The organism is Bradyrhizobium guangxiense, from assembly GCF_004114915.1.
In the GTDB taxonomy this organism is placed as follows: Bacteria; Pseudomonadota; Alphaproteobacteria; order Rhizobiales; family Xanthobacteraceae; genus Bradyrhizobium; species Bradyrhizobium guangxiense.
The window spans coordinates 5736939-5757829 of sequence record NZ_CP022219.1 but is presented as its reverse complement, the minus strand read 5'-3'; the positions used below and the strand labels follow the sequence as shown (position 1 = coordinate 5757829).

Annotated in this window: 19 protein-coding genes; 16 read left to right on the top strand and 3 right to left on the bottom strand. The window is 64.7% G+C overall.

Annotated elements, in window-relative coordinates; translation table 11 throughout:
- Positions 1–9 precede the first annotated feature (9 nt).
- The 3 genes from X268_RS27630 to X268_RS27620 all read left to right on the top strand — a co-directional run bounded on the left by X268_RS27630 (position 10) and on the right by X268_RS27620 (position 1853).
- Positions 10–375, top strand: a complete 366-nt coding sequence (locus X268_RS27630) for a YciI family protein (protein ID WP_128927854.1) — start codon at positions 10–12, stop codon at positions 373–375.
- 124 nt (positions 376–499) lie between these two features.
- Positions 500–1240, top strand: a complete 741-nt coding sequence (locus X268_RS27625; RefSeq protein WP_128927853.1) for a TetR/AcrR family transcriptional regulator — start codon at positions 500–502, stop codon at positions 1238–1240.
- Between the two features lie 121 nt (positions 1241–1361).
- On the top strand, positions 1362–1853 hold the full coding sequence (locus X268_RS27620) for a DUF2852 domain-containing protein (RefSeq protein ID WP_128927852.1): 492 nt from the start codon (positions 1362–1364) through the stop codon (positions 1851–1853).
- Between the two features lie 179 nt (positions 1854–2032).
- Here the strand turns inward: X268_RS27620 and X268_RS27615 are convergent, their stop codons facing one another.
- On the bottom strand, positions 2033–3196 hold the full coding sequence (locus X268_RS27615) for an acyl-CoA desaturase (RefSeq protein WP_128927851.1): 1164 nt from the start codon (positions 3194–3196) through the stop codon (positions 2033–2035).
- A 327-nt stretch (positions 3197–3523) separates the two neighbouring features.
- On the opposite strand from X268_RS27615, the gene X268_RS27610 reads away from it, so the two are divergent.
- Entirely contained in the window at positions 3524–4291 is a 768-nt protein-coding gene (locus X268_RS27610) for a serine acetyltransferase domain-containing protein (protein WP_128927850.1), read from the top strand.
- A gap of 66 nt (positions 4292–4357) precedes the next feature.
- Here the strand turns inward: X268_RS27610 and X268_RS27605 are convergent, their stop codons facing one another.
- The gene (locus X268_RS27605) at positions 4358–4876 is read right to left on the bottom strand and encodes a DUF2231 domain-containing protein (RefSeq protein WP_128927849.1); all 519 of its coding nucleotides are present in this window, start codon (positions 4874–4876) and stop codon (positions 4358–4360) included.
- A 405-nt stretch (positions 4877–5281) separates the two neighbouring features.
- On the opposite strand from X268_RS27605, the gene tolQ reads away from it, so the two are divergent.
- The 11 genes from tolQ (at position 5282) to X268_RS27550 (ending at position 18195) form a co-directional block, all read left to right on the top strand.
- Positions 5282–5998, top strand: a complete 717-nt coding sequence (tolQ, locus tag X268_RS27600) for a protein TolQ (protein WP_128929408.1) — start codon at positions 5282–5284, stop codon at positions 5996–5998.
- A gap of 145 nt (positions 5999–6143) precedes the next feature.
- Positions 6144–6596 (top strand): protein TolR, encoded by a 453-nt coding sequence (gene tolR / locus X268_RS27595; RefSeq protein WP_025034102.1) that lies wholly within the window; start codon positions 6144–6146, stop codon positions 6594–6596.
- A gap of 4 nt (positions 6597–6600) precedes the next feature.
- Positions 6601–7560, top strand: coding sequence for a protein TolA (locus X268_RS27590; RefSeq protein ID WP_128927848.1), 960 nt, complete (start codon positions 6601–6603; stop codon positions 7558–7560).
- Between the two features lie 41 nt (positions 7561–7601).
- A complete protein-coding gene (gene tolB, locus X268_RS27585) occupies positions 7602–8948 on the top strand; it encodes a Tol-Pal system beta propeller repeat protein TolB (protein WP_164938193.1) in 1347 nt (448 codons plus the stop codon).
- 243 nt (positions 8949–9191) lie between these two features.
- On the top strand, positions 9192–11525 hold the full coding sequence (locus X268_RS27580) for a putative bifunctional diguanylate cyclase/phosphodiesterase (RefSeq protein WP_128927846.1): 2334 nt from the start codon (positions 9192–9194) through the stop codon (positions 11523–11525).
- Positions 11526–11686: 161 nt separating this feature from the next.
- Entirely contained in the window at positions 11687–12451 is a 765-nt protein-coding gene (locus tag X268_RS27575) for an N-acyl amino acid synthase FeeM domain-containing protein (protein ID WP_128927845.1), read from the top strand.
- A 230-nt stretch (positions 12452–12681) separates the two neighbouring features.
- Positions 12682–13170, top strand: a complete 489-nt coding sequence (pal, locus tag X268_RS27570; protein ID WP_018641585.1) for a peptidoglycan-associated lipoprotein Pal — start codon at positions 12682–12684, stop codon at positions 13168–13170.
- A gap of 201 nt (positions 13171–13371) precedes the next feature.
- A complete protein-coding gene (gene ybgF / locus X268_RS27565) occupies positions 13372–14430 on the top strand; it encodes a tol-pal system protein YbgF (protein ID WP_128927844.1) in 1059 nt (352 codons plus the stop codon).
- Between the two features lie 82 nt (positions 14431–14512).
- The gene (gene tilS / locus X268_RS27560) at positions 14513–15571 is read left to right on the top strand and encodes a tRNA lysidine(34) synthetase TilS (protein ID WP_128927843.1); all 1059 of its coding nucleotides are present in this window, start codon (positions 14513–14515) and stop codon (positions 15569–15571) included.
- 266 nt (positions 15572–15837) lie between these two features.
- Positions 15838–17763: an ATP-dependent zinc metalloprotease FtsH gene (ftsH, locus tag X268_RS27555; RefSeq protein WP_128927842.1), complete on the top strand. Its 1926-nt coding sequence runs from the start codon at positions 15838–15840 to the stop codon at positions 17761–17763.
- Between the two features lie 12 nt (positions 17764–17775).
- Positions 17776–18195 carry a DUF3052 family protein gene (locus X268_RS27550; protein ID WP_128927841.1) on the top strand — a complete coding sequence of 140 codons (420 nt, stop codon included), beginning with the start codon at positions 17776–17778 and terminating at the stop codon, positions 18193–18195.
- A gap of 86 nt (positions 18196–18281) precedes the next feature.
- Here the strand turns inward: X268_RS27550 and X268_RS27545 are convergent, their stop codons facing one another.
- Positions 18282–19148, bottom strand: coding sequence for an alpha/beta fold hydrolase (locus X268_RS27545; protein WP_128927840.1), 867 nt, complete (start codon positions 19146–19148; stop codon positions 18282–18284).
- A gap of 129 nt (positions 19149–19277) precedes the next feature.
- Between X268_RS27545 and X268_RS27540 the strand changes: the two genes are divergently transcribed.
- Positions 19278–20891, top strand: coding sequence for a hypothetical protein (locus X268_RS27540; RefSeq protein WP_245477682.1), 1614 nt, complete (start codon positions 19278–19280; stop codon positions 20889–20891).

Below are 20891 nucleotides of genomic sequence, written 5' to 3'. Positions count from 1 at the left end.
GAGAGACCGATGAGCACCGAACACACATTCCTCGCCATCTACCTCGGCAGCATGAACGGCGAGAAGATGAAGGCTTGGCATGCGATGCCCGAGGCGGAACGCAAGGCAAAGGAGCGCGAGGGCATGGCCGCCTGGCACGGCTGGGTCGAGAAGCACAAGGACGTCATCGTCGAGATCGGCGGCCCGCTCGGCAAGACCCGCAGGATCGACCGCGGCGGCATCACCGAGATCAGCAATGCGCTGACCGGCTTCACCGTGGTGCGGGCGGCCTCGCAGGAGGCGGCAGCAAGACTGTTCGAGAACCACCCGCATTTTTCGATCTTCCCGGGCGAGGCGGTGGAGGTCATGCCTGTCTTGCCAATTCCGCAGATGTAGGCTCCGTGACCGTTATTCCGGGCTCGATGTTTTGCATCGCCCCGGAACGGCGGTGAAAATACGGGTTAACCAATCCGCCTGCCGCTAGTGACCTTCACCGCCGGCTCATGTAAAAGTCGTTCACATGAGCTGGCGCAAGGAGCAGCGCCGCGCCGAGCGCGGCTATCATCACGGCAATCTGAAGGAAGCCTTGTTGCAGGCCGCTCTCGGGCTGATCGCCGAGAAGGGCGCGGCCGGCTTCACCTTTGCCGATGCCGCACGCATGGCCGGCGTCAGCGCGGCGGCGCCCTATCGGCATTTCCGCGACCGCGACGAGCTGCTGTCCTCGATCGCCCAGCGCGGCTTCGAGCAGTTCGAGGCGCGCCTGACCGCAGCCTGGGACGACGGGCGGCCCGACACCGTCACCGCGTTCGAGCGCGTCGGCAAGGCTTATCTCGCCTTCGCCCGCGAGGAGCCCGCCTTCTACAACGCGATGTTCGAGTCCGGTCTGCCGGTCGATGCCAATCCGGCGCTGCTGGCCGCCAGCGAGCGCGCTTTCAACATCATTCGCGCCGCGGCCGAGCGGCTTGCGGCGCTGGCGCCGCCCGGCATGCCGCGGCCGCCGGCCATGATGATGGCGCTGCACATCTGGTCGATGGCGCACGGCGTCGCCTCGCTGTTCTCGCGTGGCGATGCCGCGCGCCGTAAGCTGCCGATGTCGCCAGACGAGTTGCTCGAGGCCGAGGTGCTGATCTATCTGCGCGGCCTCGGCTTCCCGACCGACCGCCGTCCTGCAGCGAAGGCCGCCGAGCCGCCGCCGGTGCCACCGGAGGCTTCCTCCGGTTCGAGGCCGCCGCCCGCTGGCCCCTGGGGCAAGCCGAAATAAAATTGCGCAAAGAATCACGCGGCCGTGTCTAGCGGCCAGCTTGACAAAATCCCGGGATGGTCTAGCTATGTAAATGTTATTTACATTCACAACGGCACTGGTGCCGTGATGGAGAAGGGAAATGGCCTACACCGCTGATGTCAATCGCTGGCGCGGCCCGTCGGACCAACAGCAGTATTACGAGCGCCCCCGCATGCTCGATACGCCCTGGCACCCCGGCTGGATCGCCGTGACCATTCTCGGCTTCATCATCTGGTGGCCGATCGGACTTGCCCTTCTCTTTTTCACACTCGGGAGCAGAAGAATGTCGTGCTGGAGCAATCAGGACCGCTGGTCGAACAAGATGGAGCGGATGCAGTACAAGATGGACCGCATGCGTGACCGCATGGAGCGCCGCGGCTTCGGCTTTGGCTTCGGCCCGCCGTCCTCCGGCAACCGCGCCTTCGACGAGTATCGCAGTGAGACGCTGCGCCGGCTCGAGGAAGAGCAGGTCGAGTTCAAGAACTTCCTCGACCGCCTGCGTCACGCCAAGGACAAGGAAGAGTTCGACCAGTTCATGGCGCAGCACCGGACGCGCCCGACCCCGCCGCCGACCGACCAGCCGCAAGGCTGAGCTGCAAGGGATGATCTACGAAGGCTGATCCAAGGCCGACCTCTCAAAGCCTTCAGGCGCATGCCCCCAAAGTCCTGATGGCCCCGAGCCGCCCGTCTGCGCAACCCGCAGGCGGGCGGTTTGGTTTTGGAAGGTCCTCATGCCGGGCGATCATCCAAGCCCCGCATGCCCTAAAAGGATCAGCGCACGGCCACGAGCTGCGCGCGAACCGAGGTCAGGAACTGCTCGTAGGCGTGGTCCACGATCTCGTTGAGCGATCGCGTTCGCGCGAACATCGCCTTGGCTTCGGCCAGAAACTCCTCGCGGGTCGGAATCTTCGGCAGATGCAGATGCGTCAGCGCGTCGACGCCGTCATGGGCGCGATTGAGAATGTCGTGCAGCGTCGGCAGTTGCAGCTGGGCCAGATCGGCGCGGTACAGCGCCGACGAGATCGCGTGCGCCAGGGCGTGGGCATCGAACCGTCCGGCGAGCTCGCGGGCTGCCCGATTGATCACGCGCGCGCCGAGCGGCTGCTCGTTGCGCAGCACCTGCTCGGGCGGCGCCTTCATGTTCCAGACGATTCCGAACCAGGACAACATCTTCAGGACGTAATAGGTGAGGTCGATCTCCCACCAGCGAAAGCCCTGTCGCACGCTGCTCTGATAGGCATGGTGATTGTTGTGCCAGCCTTCGCCCAGGGTGAGCAGCGCCAGCAGCCAATTGTTGCGGGAATCATCGCCGGTCACGTAGCGCTTGCGTCCATGCACATGGGCAAGCGAATTGATGCAGAAGGTCGCGTGATAGAGCAGCACCGTGCTCCACAGGAAGCCGACGACCAGGCCCGACCATCCCGCAACCAGGAAGCAGAGCGCGGCCAGCACGACGGCCGGCAGCAGTTCGAGCCGATGCAGCCACATCAGCTCCGGATAGATCGCGAGATCGCCGACCTTCACGAGGTCGGTCGCGTCATGCTGACGATAGAAGATCCAGCCGACATGGCTGTACAGGAAGCCGCGGTGGCGCGGCGAATGCACGTCGATCTCGGTGTCGGAATGCAGATGATGGTGCCGATGCTTGGCCGCCCACCACAACACGCTCTTCTGCGCGCTGCTTTGCGCAAGGCACGCTAGGACGAACTGCAACACCCGGCTGGTCGCAAACGCCCGATGCGAGAAGTAGCGGTGGTAGCCGGCGCCGATGCCGAACATCCGAGCGATGTACAGCGAGACGCAGATCGCGACGGCCTGCCACGTCACGCCCGACCAGATCGCCGCAACGCAGCCGAGATGGACCAGCAGGAACGGCACGGCGGAGGGATACATGATGTCGTCATGGTGGTCGTCGGCAGGCGCGTTGGGCGACATGTCTTGGCGTGACCTCAGGTAACGGGGATCCGGGATTCGCGGCGGCGAGCCTTGAAGGCGGCCGTGTACGAAAAACCCGCGGATGGCGGACCACCGCGGGGGGCTGGAGCGCGCTGCTTTGCATGGACATCCCGGCCCAAGCAGCGTCGGCCGAAAATTTAGTGGACTATATGGCTCGCGGACATCCGGCACGCAAGCTCGTAACCTCACGGGGAACTGCGGCCATCGGCTCGGGACGGTCGGCGCGGGACGCGCGTGGCGTGGCGTGCGGATTGCCGACCGCCTATATTCGAGGGCGAAGCAAGCACCAGAGCACCGGAGGCGGCGATGACGGCAACTGTGACTGCGACGAACGATGGCCTCTGGCAGACGATATGTGACGAGGCGCAGCGTGCGGTTGCATCCGATCCCGTCTTCGGCAAGTCGCTTGCCGAGGCCGTCCTCGTGCATGACGGACTTGCGGCGGCTCTCGCCGATCTGATCGGGCGCAGGCTTGGCGGCAATGCCGCCGAGCAGACGCGCTTCGCGGCGTTTTGTCGCGATGCTTTTCGCCGCTCGCCGGAATTGCTCGACGCGGCCGGCCGCGACTTGCAGGCCATCGTGCGCAGCGATCCCGCCAGCGTCGGCCTGTTGGCGCCGCTGCTGCATTTCAAGGGCTATGTCGCGCTGCAGGCCTGGCGCGTCTCGAACTGGCTCTGGCATCACGAGCATCGCGATGCGGCGCTGCTGTTTCATAACCAGGCCTCGAACGTCCTGCAGGTCAGCATCCATCCGGCGGCCAGCATCGGCGCCGCCGTTTATCTCGACCACGCCACCGGCATCGTGATCGGCGCCAATGTCGTGATCGGCGACGAGGTCACCATCCTTCAGAATGTCAGCATCGGCCGCAGCAACGAGCTGCCGGCGCGCTCACCGCGGATCGGCCGCGGCGTCTTCATCGGCGCCGGCGCGACCGTGATGGGCGATATCCGGATCGGCGATTTTGCGAAGATCGGCGCCGGCACGGTCGTGACCTCCGACGTTCCCGCCGGCTGCACCGCGGTCGGAAACCCGGCGCGATTGACCAACTGCCCCGAGCCCGCCTCGGCGGCTTGAGGCGCGATCAGGCCAAGAGATGCGGCGGCGGGCGGGCCGAGCAAGCCCCGATGATCTGCCGTTGCCTCAGGCGGCGCGGCGGTGGCTCTCGCCGCCATGCTGCGGCGTCACCGGCTCCGAGCTGGTCTGGCCCGGCGCATCCAGCACCGCGACGTGGTGACGGTAGACCATCTCCCAGCCTTTCCATCCCGTGAACAGCAGGATGCCGACCACGATCAGGGACAGCGCAACGCCCCACGGCTTGATCGCGGCCTCCGCACCTTGCGCGTAGCGCAGGTAGAAATTGACCAGGGCCAGCACGACCGCGGCGAGATTGCCGACCATATGGTACCAGGCATCGTTGAGGCGGCGGATGCGGGGCTCGCTGAAGAAGTCGGTAAAGCCGGCTGCGGCCGCGACGAGCGCCATGACGATGCCGGCGCCGATCAGCCACATCGCAGCCCTGGCCCAGAAATTGTCGCCGGTTCCGATGAAGGCCAGATCGGCAATCGGCGCGCCGACCAGACAGGCGACGGGGAACGGGATCAGCATGGGGTGGAGCGGGTGATCGCCGATCGCGGCGGTCGTCTTGGGGTTGATGGTCATGACGAGACCTCGCAAAACGTGATTTTCGGGACAATTTTTCGGGCGAGGGGTGGTTCCTCCGGGAGCTTCGTGCCCATCTGCCGCAACCGCCTGCGCAGGCTGCGTTTCCCGCGGTCAAATTGACCCCTGGTAACCCCGCATTAACCAACGCCGGGCTCTGGTAGGGGTGGACAATCGCGCCCAAAGCCTCAAGCCAGGCCCGTCAAGGCCCGGGGCCAAAGGCCCATAGTTTTGACATCTTGGCAGGGAATGCAGACGGCCGGCTTTGGACGAGCCCTGCACCCCAGAAAGACAAGGCTTTGAGCGGGCTTGCCGGCCGCGCCGGTCTGGCGCGGCCATCGGGGAACCGGCAGCCATTTGCTGGCCGGCACATCGGGTAACGATCGCCTTGAGAGGATACTGCTTATGAATCCGGCCGACGTGGCTCAGTCAGCCCTTCCGGTTGCCGCTTCCGCGGACGTGTCGCTGATCGCGCTGTTCTGGCAGGCTCACTGGATCGTGAAAGCGGTGATGCTGGGACTTCTGTCCTGCTCGGTCTGGGTCTGGGCGATCGCCATCGACAAGATCTTCCTGTTTGCCCGCCCCCGCCGCTCGATGGACCGTTTCGAGCAGGCGTTCTGGTCCGGCGAGTCGATCGAGGAGCTTTACCGCACGCTCTCGGCCAAGCCGACGCATTCCATGGCGGCCTGCTTTGTGGCGGCGATGCGCGAGTGGAAGCGCTCGTTCGAGAGCCACGCCCGCTCGGTCGCCGGCCTGCAGATGCGCATCGACAAGGTCATGAACGTCTCGATTGCCCGCGAGGTCGAGCGCCTGGAGCGCCGCCTGCTGGTGCTGGCCACCGTCGGCTCCGCCGGCCCCTTCGTCGGCCTGTTCGGCACGGTCTGGGGCATCATGTCGAGCTTCCAGTCGATCGCGGCGTCGAAAAATACCTCTCTGGCGGTGGTGGCGCCGGGCATCGCGGAGGCGCTGTTTGCGACCGCCGTCGGCCTTATCGCCGCCATTCCTGCCACTATTTTCTACAATAAGTTCACGTCCGAGGTGAACCGGCAGGCCCAGCGGCTCGAAGGCTTCGCTGATGAATTTTCCGCCATCCTGTCGCGTCAGATCGACGAGCGGGGCTGATGGACGGCATGTATGAAGCGTTTTGGAGCGAAGTGGATACCGGTTCGCGTAAAGAAAACGCGTCGGGACAAGAACCTAGAGCCCCGTTCCGATTTCATCGGAACAGAATTGGCTCTACTGTGAAGGGCAATTTGGGCACGCAATCATGGCGATGAACGTTGCGAGTTCGTCCGGCGGCGGCGGGCGCCGTGGCCGGCGCAAGCCGGTCGTGGCCGAGATCAACGTCACGCCGATGGTCGACGTGATGCTGGTGCTGCTCATCATCTTCATGGTGTCGGCGCCGATGCTGACGGTCGGCGTGCCGCTCGATCTGCCGCAGACCCAGGCCAAGAGCCTTGAGAACAACGACCAGAAACCGATTCAGATGTCGGTCGACATCAAGGGCAAGGTGTTCATCAACGACACCGAGATTGCGCTGAATGAGCTGATCCCGAAGCTGAAGGCGATCACCGATGCGCGCGGCGGTCTTGAGGAGCGCATCTATCTGCGCGCCGACAAGAAGGCAGATTACGGCACCGTGGCCAAGGTGATGGGCCAGCTCTCCGGCGCCGGGTTCAAGAAGCTGGCGCTCGTCACGGAAGCGGATCAGGGGTCCTAGGCCGGTGAAGGTGAAGGTCGACAAGACACTCGTTGCGTCGATTGCCCTCCATGTCCTCGTGCTGGGATGGGGGCTCGTCACCTTTAGCAGCAAGGCCTACGTCGCGCCGGAGGAGTCGCTCCCGGTCGACATCATCTCCACCGATCAGCTCGCCAAGATGATGGCCGGGCAGAAGACCGGGAAGAAGGAAGAGCCGAAGCCCAAGGTCGAGAAGATCGCGGAACCGAAGCCCGAGGAAGACGCCGTCGGCAAGGTCACCGAGAAGAAAGAGCTGATCAAGACCAATTCGCAGCCAGAGCCGCCGCCGAAGCCCGTCGAGAAGCCGGTGGAGAAAAAGCCCGAGCCGCCGAAGCCTGTTGCCGAGGCGAAGCCGAAGGAAGAGCCGAAGCCGCAGGAAAAGAAGCCTGATCCGGCCAAGGAAGATCCGCTCGCCGAGCTCATGAAGAAACAGGAGACCAAGAAGCCGCCGCCGAAACCCGTGGAGCAGAAGGTCGCGGCGGTGCAGCCGCAGCAGCAGCCCAAGCCGAAGGAGCGCACCTTCGATCCCGCGCAGATCCAGCGCGACCTCGACAAGCGTGCTGCGACCCGGCACGAGCAGACCGGCTCCGCGCTGAATGCATCGGCGTCGCTGGGAGCGGCGACCGGGACCGCGGCAAACAATGTTGCGACTTGGCGCGGTGCATTCCAGGGTGCGGTCAAACGCTGCTTCACGCCGACCTATAACGGGCAGGACGCCGATCAATACGAAGCCGACATCGACATCCCCATGAAGATCGACGGATCGCTCGCGTCCGAGCCGATCGTAGTCGCGGTGAGGGGACCGTCACGGTCGATCGCCCAGGCGGTGGCGGAGAGCGCCAAGCGCGCCATCGTGCAGTGTCAGGTCTACTCGTTCATGCCGAAGCAGCAGTACGAGAGCTGGAAGCTCATTCCCATGACTTTCGGCCTGAAGGATATGTTGTGACATCCGAACAAAAGTATTTTGCAATGAATGACGCTCGATCGATGAACCGCCGCCGCTTCATGACTCTGACCGGATCGACACTCGCGATGCTCGGGGGCGGACAGGCCTTCGCGCAGGGCCAGCCGCGCCTTCGCATCGATCCCACCGAATTCCAGCCGATCCCGATCGCGATCTCCAACTTCGTGCCGGGCTCGCCGTCAGACGGCGATGTCGGCAACGGCGTCACGCAAGTCATCACCAACAATCTCAAACGCTCGGGCTTGTTCGCCCCGATCGACCAGGCTGCCTTCATCGAGCGCATCAGCAACATCGACGTCGCGCCGCAATTCCAGAACTGGAAGACCCTCAACGCGCAGGCGCTGGTCACCGGCCGCATGACGCGGCAGCCGGACGGAAGGCTCAAGGCCGAATTCCGCCTGTGGGACGTGATTTCCGGCCAGCAGCTCGCGGGCCAGCAATATTTCACCTCGCCGGAATATTGGCGCCGCATCGCCCACATCATCTCCGACCAGATCTACGAGCGCATGACCGGCGAAAAGGGCTATTTCGACAGCCGCGTCGTGTTCGTCGACGAGACCGGCCCGAAGGAGCGCCGCGTCAAGCGGCTCGCGATGATGGACCAGGACGGCGCCAATGTGCGCTATCTGACCCGCGGCTCCGACCTTGTGCTGACGCCGCGCTTCTCGCCGAATTCGCAAGAGATCACCTACATGGAGTTCGGCCAGGGCGATCCGAAGGTCTATCTCTTCAACATCGAGACCGGCCAACGCGAGATCGTCGGCAACTTCCCCGGCATGACCTTCGCGCCGCGCTTCTCGCCGGACGGCCAGCGCGTCATCATGAGCCTGCAGCAGGGCGGCAATTCCAACCTGTTCGTGATGGACCTGCGCTCGCGCTCGACCACGCGCCTCACCGACACGCCGGCGATCGATACGTCGCCGTCTTACTCGCCGGACGGCGCCCGCATCTGCTTCGAGTCCGATCGTGGCGGCAGGTCGCAGATCTATGTGATGGCGGCGGGCGGAGGCCAGGCGCAGCGCATCTCCTTCTCCAAGGACGACACCAACGCCAGCTATTCGACACCGGTGTGGTCGCCGAAGGGCGATTACATCGCCTTCACCAGGCAGGGCGGCGGGCAGTTCTCGATCGGCGTCATGAAGCCCGACGGCAGCGGCGAGCGGCTGCTCACCTCCGGCTTCCACAACGAGGGCCCGACCTTCTCGCCGAACGGCCGCGTGCTGATGTTCTTCCGCGATCCCGGCGGCAATGCCGGGCCGTCGCTGTACTCAGTCGACATCTCCGGTCGCAACGAGCTCAAGGTGCCGACGCCGGGCTTCGCCTCCGACCCGGCCTGGTCGCCGCTGTTGTCATCAACGGCGGGCCAGTAGATCGATCGCGCGTTTCACAACGCGCGATCTTGTCGAAAAAAAGCGCCGATTTTTCGTAGTTCTGTGGGCGCGGCAAGCTTTCCTTCACCTTGCGCTCGGCAAGCCTTGCCTAGTTGCTTGATATTGCAGCGGAAACGATTTCGCTATTGCCGAAAAACAACCTGACTTTAACGATGTTCCCTCAGAAAGGCTTCATCTGGTCTGGGTAAAAGTACGCGCAGACAGGACGCGTGCGGCCCGAAAATGCAACTTGCAACTCAAAGCGGACAGCCCGATCGGTGGCCGACGTCATCTACGATTTCGGCGGCGCTGCTCGATTCTTTGTTTGAAGCACCCGGTCCGCTGCTCGCCGGTCTGGCCTTCGCAGTCATCGCGGCGTCCATGACCGCGCTGAAGACGGAAAGCAATGTCATCTGGGGCTGTGTGGCGCTGCTTGTCCTCACCGGAGTTCTCCGGGCCTTTGGGCTACGCCGCTATCAGCAACGCAAAGCTCCACTGACCGTCGATGAAGCTGCGAGCTGGCAGAGATGGTCACAGCTCGGGACAACGATCCAGGCCGCTGCGATTGGAATCTGGTGCTCCGCCACGCTCTTGTGGACTGACGACGCAGTGGCCCACATGATCGCCCTGTCGGTCACCACTGGGCTCGCCGCGGGCGGCGCGGGCAGGGCTTACGGACGGCAGTGGGCCTTTCAGCTTCAGGTGTCGCTGATCTTCGGTCCGACTGTCCTCGCGCTGGCCTTGCGCGGCACGCCTTATTACATAGCCATGTCTGTCGTGAGTGCGGTCTTCCTCGTGACCCTGGTGAAGCTCTCGGCCAATCTGCACAGAATCTTCATGCAGGCGGTCATAGCGCGGGAGCGCGAAGCGGCGCTCGCTGGTCAGTTCGATACCGCACTGAACAACATGCCGCACGGGTTGTGCATGTTCCGCGCCGATGGGCGGCTGGCGGTCATGAACCATCGCTTCGTCGAGCTGATGGACCTGGCCAACGATCTGGTGAAGCGTGGCGTCAATGCGGCCGAGATCGTGTCGGCCTGTGTGTCCGCCGGCTCGATCTCGGCGGAGAGCGGCAACCAGATCATGGCCAAGATCGCGCATGCGCGGGTTTGCGAGATCGTCACCGCCGATCCCGATTCCTCGCGCGGCCGCACGCTGTCGTGGACGTTCCAGCCGATGACCGGTGGCGGCACGGTGCTGCTGCTGGAAGACATCACCGAACGCACCAATGCGGAGGCCCGGATCAGCCATCTGGCTCGCTATGACGAGCTCACGGCGCTGCCGAACCGGGTCAGCTTCCACCACGAGATCGAGCGGCTGCTGGAGAATTCGCATCATTCCGAGCGCCTCTCCGCGCTGCTCTTCATCGACCTCGACCAGTTCAAGCAGGTCAACGACACGCTCGGTCATCCCTGCGGCGACCAGCTGCTGTGCGCGGTCGCCAACCGTCTGCGCGAGATGCTGCGCCCCGAGGATTTCGTCGCCCGCTTCGGCGGCGACGAATTCGTCGTGTTTCAGCAGAACATTTCTTCGCCCGAGGACGCCGCCGCGCTCGCCCGCCGCATCGTCGAGCGGCTGAGCGAGCGCTACCGCATCGACAATCACCTGGTCGAGATCGGCGCCAGCGTCGGAATCGCGCTGACCTCCCCGGAGGGTGCCAGTGCCGATACGCTGCTAAAGAACGCCGACATGGCGCTGTATCGCGCCAAGGCGGACGGCCGCGGCACCTTCTGCTTCTTCCGCGACGAGATGGCGGCGACCGTCGAGGCGCGCCGCATTCTCGAGCTCGATCTGCGCAAGGCGCTCGCCAACGAGGAGTTCGAGCTGTTCTATCAGCCGCTGGTCAATCTGAAGTCCGGCAAGATCACCACCTGCGAGGCCCTGCTACGTTGGAATCATCCGGTGCGCGGCACGGTTTCGCCGGTCGACATCATTCCAGTTGCCGAGGACATGGGCCTGATCGTCGATCTCGGCCGCTGGATTCTGCGCCGTGCCTGCATGGAATGCATGAAGTGGCCGGAGAGCGTCAGCGTCGCCGTTAATTTCTCGCCGCAGCAATTCCACCAGCGCGACGTGCTCAACGAAATCCGTTATGCGCTCGAAGTATCGGGCCTCCCGGCGCATCGGCTCCAGATCGAGATCACCGAATCCTCGCTGCTGCGCAACACTCAGCTCACGCACGACGTTCTGTCGCAGCTTCATGCGCTCGGGGTGCGCATTTCGCTGGATGACTTCGGTACCGGCTATTCGAGCCTCAGCTATCTGCATAATTTTCCGATGCAGAAGGTGAAGATCGACCGCTCCTTCCTCGAAGGCATCGATGCGGATCGGCCGCTGACGCTGCTGCGCGGCGTGGCGCGGCTCGCCGCCGATCTCGGCATGTCGGTCGTGGTCGAGGGCATCGAGACCAACGAGCAGCTCGAGCTGATCAGCGCGGACGGCACGATCAGCGAAGGGCAGGGCTATCTGTTCAGCCGGCCGGTGCCGGCGGTGCGGGTGCGCCAGCTTCTCAACGCCTCGCATGGCCGCCGCTTGGATGAGCCGCTCGTCGCGATTTCGTCGCGCTCCTTCGCCTGAGATCCCGATTCTCTTAAATCTCGCGTTGTTTCAATTCGTTGCAGCGTCTCCGTAGTCATACGGGGAGTTAACCCTAACTAATTCAAGCCTTTGCAATCCTGTTAAGGAATCATTAATCTTTCCAAACTCGCGGAAGTTGTTCATCGTGTTTGGAGTATCAGATGGAATCCCGGGCCGAGCCGCGCGCCCCGCTTTCGATGCGGGGGGCAGGGATTTTCGACAGAATCGATTACCGGCTCATCGAAAGTCCGGAAGACAGGGACCGCATCTGTGCGCTGCGCTACAGAGGCTATCTGCACGGCGGATTGATCTCCGAATCGGAGTCTCAGCGCGTCACGGATCCTTATGACGATGCGCCCAACGCGTGGACCTTTGGGGTCTATGTCGACGGGGAACTCTGCAGCTCTCTTCGTCTCCACGTTCTGACGTCGGAATGGCGGATGTCCCATACCAGTGACCTGTTCAGCGATGTGCTTTACCCGCGCCTCGATCGGGGCGAGATTTTCGTTGATCCATGTCGTTTCGTCGCCGACCCCGAGAAGGCCAAGAAGTTTCCGGAGCTCCCGTATCTGACGCTACGGCTCGCTTATCTAGCCTGCGAGGATTTCAAGGCGGACACGGGGCTTGCGGCGGGTCGCGCCGAACATCAGGCGTTCTACCGTCGGGGCTTTCTGCACCAGCCCATCACCGGGCCGCGCTCGGCTCCGAACCTGCACATCAACGTCGCATTGATGACGTCTGATTTCCGCAGCCTGCGCGAGCGCGTCCTGACCCGCTTCCCAATTATGCGCTCGAGCGCGTTCGAGCGGCGCATGCTGTTCGAGCGCGGCAATGTCCGCGCCGCCGTCCCGCGCCCGGTGCTCGTGGCAGGCACTGCTCGGGCCTCACGTGCGGCGGCTCTTCCGGGCCTCGTTCCATCCTCCTGATGGAAGGTGGCAAAAATTCAAGCAGACCCCGCCGTTTTTGCCGGTCACCCTGGCTTGCCTTCACCCTCGCGCCACATTTACAACCCATTAACCATGACGGGTGCTTTTCGCTGGTTGGGGGCATTTGATCGGCTGGGGCAAGGTTCCGTCAAGGTTGACGGAACGTTCGCTTAACCAACCCCCTGTAGACCGGACAGCAGTGGACGAAACGTGAGCGTGGAGGCTCCGGAATGAAACATCCTATGCGTATCCTCCAGGGATTGAAGCTGGCCGCGGTGCTCGCCGTCGCGTTGTCGATGGGCGCCTGCGCCAACAAGAATGCTGCGACGGATGCGATGGCCAATGCGGCGACGCCGGGCAGCCAGCAGGACTTCGTGGTCAACGTCGGCGACCGCGTGTTCTTCGAAAGCGACCAGACCGATCTGACCCCGCAGGCGATCGTGACCCTCGAGAAGCAGGCGCAGTGGCTCCAGACCTATCCGCGCTACTCCTTCACCATCGAAGGCCATGCCGACGAGCGCGGCACCCGCGAATACAACATCGCGCTCGGCGCCCGCAGAGCCCAGTCGGTGCGCTCGTTCCTCGCCTCGCGCGGCATCGATCCGAACCGCATGCGCACCATCTCCTACGGCAAGGAGCGGCCGGTCGCCGTCTGTAACGATATCTCCTGCTGGTCGCAGAACCGTCGTGCCGTCACCGTGCTGAACGCGAGCTCCTGACGCCGATATACGGACGCCAGTCAGGCGCCGTTCATCTTCAGAAACCGATTATGCCGGCGCCCTCTCGGGCGCCGGTTTCGTTTCAGCAATCCGTGACCGAAAACCCCGTGGTGCCAGTCACAGTTTTGGCGTACTCCCCTTCAATGTGTGGCGCGTCGAATGTTCCGTCGCAGGCCATTTCGCTTTCGTCGTCAGGGCAAGATGTCATCGAGATTTAAGGTCTTTACCGGCACCGTGGCGATCGCCGCGCTGCTCGCTTTGGGCTCGCCCGCACTTGCGCAGTCGATCTTTGCGCAGTCGGATGATGCCGATCCCGAGATGCGGATCGAGCGGTTGGAGAACCAGCTGCGCCAGCTCACCGGCCAGAACGAAGAGCTGCAATACCGCAATCGCCAGCTCGAAGAGCGGCTGCGGGCGCTCGAGGGCGGCGCGCAGGGCGCGCCCGGACAGGCGCCGGTCCAGCCCAACGTTGCCGCCGTTCCGCCCGCGCAAGTCGCGCCGGCCTATCGGCAGCAGCAGCCGGCCCAGCCGAATTATGAGCAACCGCAGATCGCAGCTCCCGCTCCGATCGTTCAGGAGCAGCCGGCACCGGGCGCCCCCGGCAGAAGCCGCCGCGGCGATGCGTTCGACCCGAACCAGAATCCGAATGCGCCCGGCGCCCCGCGCGCGCTCGGCGGCGGGCAGCAGCCGATGCCGACAGGAGGTCAGGGTGCACCCGGCGGTCGCGGCGCCGGGGAGCCGCTCGATCTCGCCAACACAAGTCCTCGCTATCAGCCGCAGGCCGCGCCCCCGGCAGCGCAGCCGGGCTATCCGCCGGCCCAACAGGGCTATCCGGCGCCTTCCGGCGGTGCTGGCTTGAGCACCCTGCCCCCCTCGGCAACGCCGCGCGACGAGTTCGATCTCGGTATCGGCTACATGCAGCGCAAGGACTACGCGCTGGCCGAGCAGACCATGAAGAACTTCTCGCAGAAATTCCCGAGCGATCCGCTCGTCGGAGACGCGCAATACTGGCTCGGCGAGAGCTATTTCCAGCGCCAGCAATATCGCGATTCCGCCGAGGCCTTCCTCGCCGTCACCACCAAATACGAGAAATCGGCCAAGGCGCCGGATGCGCTGCTGCGGCTCGGCCAGTCACTTGCGGCCCTCAAGGAGAAGGAAGCCGCCTGCGCCGCCTTCGGCGAGGTCGGCCGCAAATATCCGCGCGCTTCCGCCGGCGTCAAAGCCGCGGTCGACCGCGAGCAGAAGCGGGTGAAGTGCTGATCCACGGCGCTGATCGCTGACAAAGCGGACGGCGCTGCGCTAGATTGCGCCCGCCATTCGCTGGCAGTTGCTGGGCGGCGTCATGTCAGACGATGACAATTCTCCGATCTCGACACGTGAGGCGAGGCGGCTCTTCGCCGGCCTGAAAGCCGCGCCGGCGCTGGTGCTCGCGGTCTCCGGTGGGCCCGACTCGGTCGCGCTGATGTGGCTTATGGCCCGCTGGCAACGCAGCCTCGTGCGCGGCCCGCGTCTCACCGTCGTCACCATCGATCATGGCCTTCGGCGGGAGGCAGCGCGCGAGGCGCGCGAGGTCAAGCGGCTCGCCGCCGAACTCGGATTGCCGCACCGGACCCTGCGCTGGCGCGGCGCAAAGCCGAGGACGGGGGTGCCGGCGGCGGCGCGCGAGGCCCGCTACCGCCTGCTCGTGCAGGCCGCGCGCGCCGTCGGCGCGAGCCATGTGCTGACTGCGCACACCCGCGACGACCAGGCCGAGACCCTGTTGATGCGCCTCCTGCGCGGCAGCGGGCTTGCGGGTCTGTCGGCAATGGCCTCCCTCAGCGAGCGCGACGGGATCGTGCTAGCGCGGCCGCTGCTCGACGTCTCGAAATCGCAGCTGATCGCGACGCTCAAGCGGGCCAAGATCGGCTTTGCCGACGACCCCACCAACCGCGACACCGCCTTCACCCGGCCGCGGCTGCGGGCGCTGCTGCCGCTCCTCGCGGCCGAGGGCGGCGATAGCAAGAGTCTGGCGCGGCTCGCGACCAGGCTGGCGCGGGCCAATGCGGCGGTCGAGGGGCTGGCCGACGGCGCCGAGCGCTTCCTCCGTTTGCGGGATCGCGGCGATGCGCCGCAGGCGGGCGTCCGAAGCTTCGAGGCTGCGGCCTTTGCGGCGTTGCCGGACGAGGTCCGGCTGCGGCTCCTGCTGCGGGCCGTCAACGCGCTCGGGCACGAAGGGCCAGCGGAACTCGGCAAGGTCGAATCCCTCCTGGCCGCGCTCGATCAGGCCATCGCCGCAGGTCCTGCTGCAGCCGCAAATGGCCGGCCGGCCTTGAGGCAGACCCTAGCGGGAGCCTTGATCAGCCTCGCCGGCGGGCGTATCCAGATCGCACCGGCGCCGGCCCGGCGCCGCAAGGGCGGATAAGCGTGGGACCAGGGCGGATCATGACACCGGCCATTTCGCCCCCGCGCCGTCAGGACACCTTAACCAGGCAGGAAAAACCCCGCTTCGGGCGCCATTATTTCAGCGGGAATCGCTCTAAGATGGGCTAAATAGTCCCATCTCGTTCCCTTGGCAGCGACCGGGGCGGCACCTAAATTGTATGCGTCTAACCGAGAGGATTCCTTGGGGATTTTCTCTTCTCTGCCCAAGGATGCGGCCGCGATCCGCGCGACCACGAAGGAAGATCGATGAACGCCAATCTGCGCAATTTCGCCCTCTGGGTCATCATTGTTTTGCTGCTGTTGGCGTTGTTCACGCTCTTCCAGAATCCGGGTCAGCGGGCCTCCTCCCAGGACATCGCCTTCTCGCAGCTGCTGAGTGAGGTTGACCGCGGCAATGTGCGCGACGTCGTGATCCAGGGCCCGGACATCCACGGCACCTTCACCAACGGCTCCAGCTTCCAGACCTACGCGCCGAACGACCCGACGCTGGTGAAGCGCCTGTATGACAGCAAGGTGCAGATCACCGCGAAGCCGCCGGGCGACAACGTGCCGTGGTTCGTCTCGCTGCTGGTCTCCTGGCTGCCGTTCATCGCGCTGATCGGCGTCTGGATCTTCCTGTCGCGACAGATGCAGGGCGGCGCCGGCAAGGCGATGGGCTTCGGCAAGTCGCGCGCCAAGATGCTGACCGAGGCGCATGGCCGCGTCACCTTCGAGGACGTCGCCGGCGTCGATGAAGCCAAGCAGGACCTGCAGGAGATCGTCGAATTCCTGCGCGACCCCGGCAAATTCCAGCGCCTCGGCGGCCGCATTCCGCGCGGCGTGCTGCTGGTCGGCCCTCCCGGCACCGGTAAGACCCTGATCGCGCGTGCGGTCGCGGGCGAAGCCAACGTGCCGTTCTTCACCATTTCGGGTTCGGACTTCGTCGAGATGTTCGTCGGCGTCGGCGCCAGCCGCGTCCGCGACATGTTCGAGCAGGCCAAGAAGAACGCGCCCTGCATCATCTTCATCGACGAAATCGACGCCGTCGGTCGTCACCGTGGCGCCGGCCTCGGCGGCGGCAACGACGAGCGCGAGCAGACGCTGAACCAGTTGCTGGTCGAGATGGACGGCTTCGAGGCGAACGAGGGCGTGATCCTGATCGCCGCGACCAACCGCCCCGACGTGCTCGATCCCGCGCTGTTGCGTCCGGGCCGCTTCGACCGCCAGGTCGTGGTGCCCAATCCTGATGTCGTCGGCCGCGAGCAGATCCTCAAAGTTCACGTCCGCAAGGTGCCGCTGGCGCCCGATATCAACCTCAAGACCATCGCGCGCGGCACGCCGGGCTTCTCCGGCGCCGACCTGATGAACCTCGTCAACGAGGCCGCGCTCACCGCCCCCCGCCGCAACAAGCGGATGGTGACGCAGGCCGAGTTCGAGGAGGCCAAGGACAAGGTGATGATGGGCGCCGAGCGCAAGTCGCTCGTCATGACCGAGGAAGAGAAGCTGCTCACGGCCTATCACGAGGGCGGTCACGCCATCGTCGGCCTCAACGTGCCCGCAACCGATCCGATCCACAAGGCGACCATCATTCCGCGTGGCCGTGCACTCGGCATGGTCATGCAGCTGCCCGAGCGCGACAAGCTGTCGATGTCGCTGGAGCAGATGACCTCGCGCCTCGCCATCATGATGGGCGGCCGCGTCGCCGAAGAGCTGATCTTCGGCCGCGAGAAGGTGACCTCGGGCGCCGCCTCAGACATCGAGCAGGCCACGCGTCTTGCCCGCATGATGGTGACGCGATGGGGCCTGTCGGAAGAGCTCGGCACGGTCTCCTACGGCGAGAACCAGGACGAGGTGTTCTTGGGCATGTCGGTGTCGCGGACGCAGAACGCCTCCGAGGCGACGGTCCAGAAGATCGATTCCGAGATCAAGCGCCTGGTCGAGGAAGGCTACAAGGAAGCGACCCGCATCCTCACCGAGAAGCACGCCGATCTCGAAGCCTTGGCAAAGGGCTTGCTCGAGTTCGAAACGCTGACCGGCGACGAGATCGTCGACCTGCTCAAGGGCAAGAAGCCGAACCGCGAATCCGTGCTCGAGCCGGCCACGCCGCGCGCCTCCGCCGTGCCCCCGGCCGGCAAGTCGCCGCGCCCGCGGCCGGATGCGGATCCCGGCCTGGAGCCGCAGCCGCAGGCGTGAGTCCTGCGGGTCATGGCCGGCTATTCCGGCAAACCGTTAGTGCAAAAGCTCGGCATCAAGCCGGGCTTTTGTATTTTTGTGGATGGTCTGTCCGTTGCTTATGGCGACATCGTCGGTGCATTGCCTGATGATGTGACGATCGCAAAGACCGCCAAGGCTCCGCTCGACCTGGTGCATGTCTTCACGACCGAAGCGAAGGGCTTCGCCGCCAAGCTGCGCAGCTATCGGAAGCTGATCGCCCCCGGCGGCATGATCTGGGCGTCATGGCCGAAGAAGGCCTCCGGTGTCGCAACCGACGTGACGGAAACGTTGGTGCGCGAGACCGCACTCGCCAACGGCCTCGTCGACATCAAGGTCTGCGCCGTTGACGACGTCTGGTCCGGCCTCAAGCTGGTGATCCCCGTGAAGGACCGTGCGAAGGTCGCGAAGTAGTCCCGGCGGCGTGGGGAGCGCGAGCCGTTGCCACGGCCTCCGTCATTGCGAGCGCATGTCTCGGCATTCCCCTTCGCGGAGTTTTGCTATTTCGCCGCAGGCTCTGACGCATCCCGCCGCTCGAGAAAATGCAGCACATCCTGATTGAACTGCTCCGGGTCCTGCAGGAACGAGAAGTGGCTGACCTCTGGCTGGATCAGCAGGCCGGCGCCCGGAATGGCCGCGGCCATGAACTCGGTGTTCTCGCGCTTGATCGCCTCGTCGTGATCGCCATCCACGATCCAGGTCGGCACCTTGATCGCCGCGAGGTCCGAAGCCGTCCATTTCGGCTGGCTCTCCCACATCTTGGTAATCTCCGCGACAAAGCTCTTGTACTCGGTCGGGGTCGGTGAAAGGCGCTTGTACTCCTCTCCAGCCCTGGCAATGTAGGCATTGAAGACGTCGCTTGACGCAATATCCGCAACACCTGACGGGTCCGAGTTGGCCGCGAAGGCGAACAGCTTGCTCACCCGCTCCGGATGCTTCATTGCAACGTCGAGGCCGATGATCGCGCCGTCGCTCCAGCCGACGATCGCGGCCTTCCTGATCTTGAGATGATCGAGCAGCCCGATCACGTCCGAGCCCATCAAACCGTAGCCATACGGCTCCTGGTTGCGGCTGCTGCGGCCATGGCCGCGGCTCTCCATGACGATGACCTGATAGTGCCGTTGCAGCGCGCGGACCTGGTGGCCCCAGTAGTTGGCGTTGGCCAGACCGCCATGCAGCAACAGGACGGGCTGGCCGCGGCCGAACACAGCGTACCAGACCTTGACGCCGTTGACGGGTGCAAAGCCGCTCTGCGCTGCCTTGGGCAAGGTCGGCGTAGGTGGCAGGCTGAGCCATTGCGGCGCTGCGTGCGCAGCCGTGATCGAGACCGTGATGAGAAGTGCGATGAAGAGATTGCGAAGCAGCATGACACCTTCCCCGTCGACCATCGGATGATACCGCATCACTGAACGGGCGCGTCAGCTCCCAAGACGGTCCGCACCGAGAAGTGAACGCAGCCTGCGATCACGCGCGACAACCCGAACCGAGAGGGGCATTTGAAGGCGCGGTGCGTTCTCTCAGTTGCGCACACGCCGGACCTGTTCAGCCGGGTTTCGATACGGCTTCGACCTGCTCGAGATAATCTGGGGCCGCCGGCCCGCCTCGGGGCGAAGGCGGGAAACATTAAAGAAGAACTTAACGCTTGCGGCCTACTTTGGCCCGCCATGACTGACCAGGTCGTCCACAGCGCGGTTCAACCGTTTTCGGCACGTGCAGCGCTCCCTTGGGCGGTGGGCCTTTGCGTCTATGGCGTGCTGCTGCTCGTCGGGCCGCGGCTGCTCGGCGATCCCGACAGCTATTCTCATATCGAGGTCGGGCGTTGGATCATCGCGCATCACACCCTGCCGGCGAGCGACCCGTTCTCCTTTTCGATGCACGGCGCGCCCTGGATCACATTCGAATGGCTGTCCGAAGTGATCTATGCAGGCGTCTACGCGCTGTCCGGCTGGCCAGGCGTCGTCGTCATCGCGGCGGCGGCGATAGCGCTCGCCTTCGGCCTGCTCACATTCTTCCTGTTGCGCGAGCTTTCGCCCACCCTGACGCTGCTCATGGTGGTGGCGGCCGTCATCTTGCTGACACCCCATATGCTGGCACGGCCGCATGTCCTCGTGCTGCCGCTGATGGTGACCTGGGCGGCCGCGCTGGTCCGCTGCATGGATCGTGGCGGCCCTCCGCCATATTGGGCCCTGCCGCTGCTGGTCGTGTGGGCTAATCTGCACGGCAGCGGGGTGCTGGCGCTTGGGCTCATCGGCCCTGTGGTGCTTGAGGCGCTGCTACGTGAGGCGCGAAGCGCATGGCCGCGCGTGATCCTGCGGTGGCTGCCGTTCACAGCCCTTGCGGTCGCCGCGTCGTGCCTGACGCCCCACGGGCCGGAACCGCTGCTGATGCCGCTGACGACACTCGGTGCCGGCTCCGCGCTCGCCTGGATCTCGGAGTGGCGGCCGCATGATTTCAGCCATATCGGCGGCTTCGAGCTGCTGCTGTTGGCCGGGATCTTTGCGCTCTCGCGCGGCGTGACGTTGCCGGTCGTGCGGGCATTGGTGGTGATCGGGTTGCTCCATTTCGCGCTGGCCCAGGAGCGCAATGCCGATCTGCTGGCCATGCTGGCGCCGCTCTATCTGGCAGCCCCGCTGGGCCGGCGGTTCGGCGGACCGGCCGCGGACGACGCTTCCATCTCGCCGCGCGGCCTCCATCTGGCGGGGCTCGCAGTGTTGATCGCGATGAGCGGGGCTGCCATCGCGCGTGACGTCAGGCCGGCTCCGTTCATCACCCCTCAGGCCGCAATCGCCGAAGCCAATCTCGCGAAGGGCGGGCCTGTGCTCAACGACTATTCCTTCGGCGGCTATTTGATCTTTGCCGGCATGCCCACCTTTATCGATGGCCGCTCCGAATTGTATGGCGGACCGTTCATCGACCGCTACAATCGTGCCATAGCGCTGATCGACCTCGGTGATTTCCTCAAGCTGCTCGACGACTACAAGATCGGCGCGACGCTGCTCGCGCCGCACACACCGGCGGTGGCGATGCTCGACCGGCTGCCCCAATGGCAGCGCGTCTACAGCGATGAGGTGGCGGTCGTGCACAAGCGGCGGGATACGCAGCAAAGATAG

Bases quoted from the DNA above. Each gene is read 5' to 3' on its own strand.
- X268_RS27630 (WP_128927854.1), top strand. From the start codon at position 10: ATGAGCACCGAACACACATTCCTCGCCATCTACCTCGGCAGCATGAAC.
- X268_RS27625 (WP_128927853.1), top strand. From the start codon at position 500: ATGAGCTGGCGCAAGGAGCAGCGCCGCGCCGAGCGCGGCTATCATCAC.
- X268_RS27620 (WP_128927852.1), top strand. From the start codon at position 1,362: ATGGCCTACACCGCTGATGTCAATCGCTGGCGCGGCCCGTCGGACCAA.
- X268_RS27615 (WP_128927851.1), bottom strand. From the start codon at position 3,196: ATGTCGCCCAACGCGCCTGCCGACGACCACCATGACGACATCATGTAT.
- X268_RS27610 (WP_128927850.1), top strand. From the start codon at position 3,524: ATGACGGCAACTGTGACTGCGACGAACGATGGCCTCTGGCAGACGATA.
- X268_RS27605 (WP_128927849.1), bottom strand. From the start codon at position 4,876: ATGACCATCAACCCCAAGACGACCGCCGCGATCGGCGATCACCCGCTC.
- tolQ (WP_128929408.1), top strand. From the start codon at position 5,282: ATGAATCCGGCCGACGTGGCTCAGTCAGCCCTTCCGGTTGCCGCTTCC.
- tolR (WP_025034102.1), top strand. From the start codon at position 6,144: ATGGCGATGAACGTTGCGAGTTCGTCCGGCGGCGGCGGGCGCCGTGGC.
- tolB (WP_164938193.1), top strand. From the start codon at position 7,602: ATGAACCGCCGCCGCTTCATGACTCTGACCGGATCGACACTCGCGATG.
- X268_RS27580 (WP_128927846.1), top strand. From the start codon at position 9,192: ATGCAACTTGCAACTCAAAGCGGACAGCCCGATCGGTGGCCGACGTCA.
- X268_RS27575 (WP_128927845.1), top strand. From the start codon at position 11,687: ATGGAATCCCGGGCCGAGCCGCGCGCCCCGCTTTCGATGCGGGGGGCA.
- pal (WP_018641585.1), top strand. From the start codon at position 12,682: ATGAAACATCCTATGCGTATCCTCCAGGGATTGAAGCTGGCCGCGGTG.
- ybgF (WP_128927844.1), top strand. From the start codon at position 13,372: ATGTCATCGAGATTTAAGGTCTTTACCGGCACCGTGGCGATCGCCGCG.
- tilS (WP_128927843.1), top strand. From the start codon at position 14,513: ATGTCAGACGATGACAATTCTCCGATCTCGACACGTGAGGCGAGGCGG.
- ftsH (WP_128927842.1), top strand. From the start codon at position 15,838: ATGAACGCCAATCTGCGCAATTTCGCCCTCTGGGTCATCATTGTTTTG.
- X268_RS27550 (WP_128927841.1), top strand. From the start codon at position 17,776: ATGGCCGGCTATTCCGGCAAACCGTTAGTGCAAAAGCTCGGCATCAAG.
- X268_RS27545 (WP_128927840.1), bottom strand. From the start codon at position 19,148: ATGCTGCTTCGCAATCTCTTCATCGCACTTCTCATCACGGTCTCGATC.